The organism is Serratia sp. B501, from assembly GCF_051172315.1.
Taxonomy (GTDB): domain Bacteria; phylum Pseudomonadota; class Gammaproteobacteria; order Enterobacterales; family Enterobacteriaceae; genus Serratia; species Serratia ureilytica.
In genome coordinates this window covers 1-1,130 of record NZ_JBPIZB010000022.1, presented here as the reverse complement: position 1 = coordinate 1,130, position 1,130 = coordinate 1, and the positions used below count along the sequence as shown (strand labels likewise).

Annotated in this window: 1 protein-coding gene; it reads right to left on the bottom strand. The window is 62.0% G+C overall.

The features are described from left to right. Positions 1 to 1,130: membrane integrity-associated transporter subunit PqiA (gene pqiA, locus ACSBQV_RS24205; RefSeq protein ID WP_434991571.1), on the bottom strand; the 1,130-nt coding region annotated here is incomplete at both ends.

The following is a 1,130-nucleotide window of genomic DNA, read 5'->3' as shown; positions in this document are numbered from 1 at the left end:
GCGAACAGCACGGCGCCCGTCGCGGGATAAATGCTCATCAACTGCCCCATTCGCACCAACGCCGACAACACGGCGATCACAAACACGTCGATCATTGACCAACGACCAACGAATTCGACCACTTCATAAATCAGATGCATACGCTCGCTGTCGGCGCGCGGTTTCTTCCTGCCGTTCGCATCCCAGCACAGCCAACCGATCGCCAACATTTTCAGCGACGGCACCATGATACTGGCGATGAAAATCACCATCGCTACCGGATAAGAGCCGTCCCCCCACAGCAGGATCACCCCCGCCATGATGGTGGAATTCATCTTGTTACCCAGCGCCTCGGTCACCATGATGGGCATCAGGTTGGCCGGAATATACAGCATGACAGAGGTCACCAGCAGCGCCAGCGTCCACTGCAGGCTGTGGCGGCGACGCACGTAGCCCTTGGTGTGGCAGCGCGGGCAGCGCACCTGATCGGCCGGCAGGATCGCCGTGCAGCACGCGCAGGAGCGCACGCCCTGGCGCCTGCCGGTGCGCCCCACCGTCAGCGGGCGATTAAGCCGCGGCGCCGGTTCGATATCCTGCCACAGCCAGCGCCGATCCACGCACTGGAAAGCGCGCACCTGCAGAAGACAGAACAGGCAGTAAGGCACGAAGCTGCTGCCGATGCCGATGTCGCCGTAGGCCATCAGCTTGACGAAGCTGACCAGCACCCCGGCGAGGAAAATTTCCACCATGCACCAGGTCTTGAACTGGAACAGCACCCGGGCCATCCACTCTTTGAGACCCAGCGGCAAGCGCACCCTGGCGCACAGCAGAACGATCGCCACCATGCAAAACGCCGGGATCAGCTGCACGAACACCATAAACAAGGTGGCCATGCTGGCGTAGTCTTCCGCCACCATGACTTCCGGGATTTGGATCAGCCGGATTTCGTTGCCGAGGCCGGCGACGCGCATGTTGATAAACGGGAAAATGTTGGCCAGCACCAGCATGAACAAGGCGCTGAGCGCGTAACCGATCGGCCGCTTGCGCGGCTCGTCCCAGCGGGCGCTGAGCGTGGTTTTGCAGCGCGGGCATACCGCTTTGCTGCCATAGGCCAGCGGCGGCAGCGCCACCAGCATGTCGCACTGCGGGCA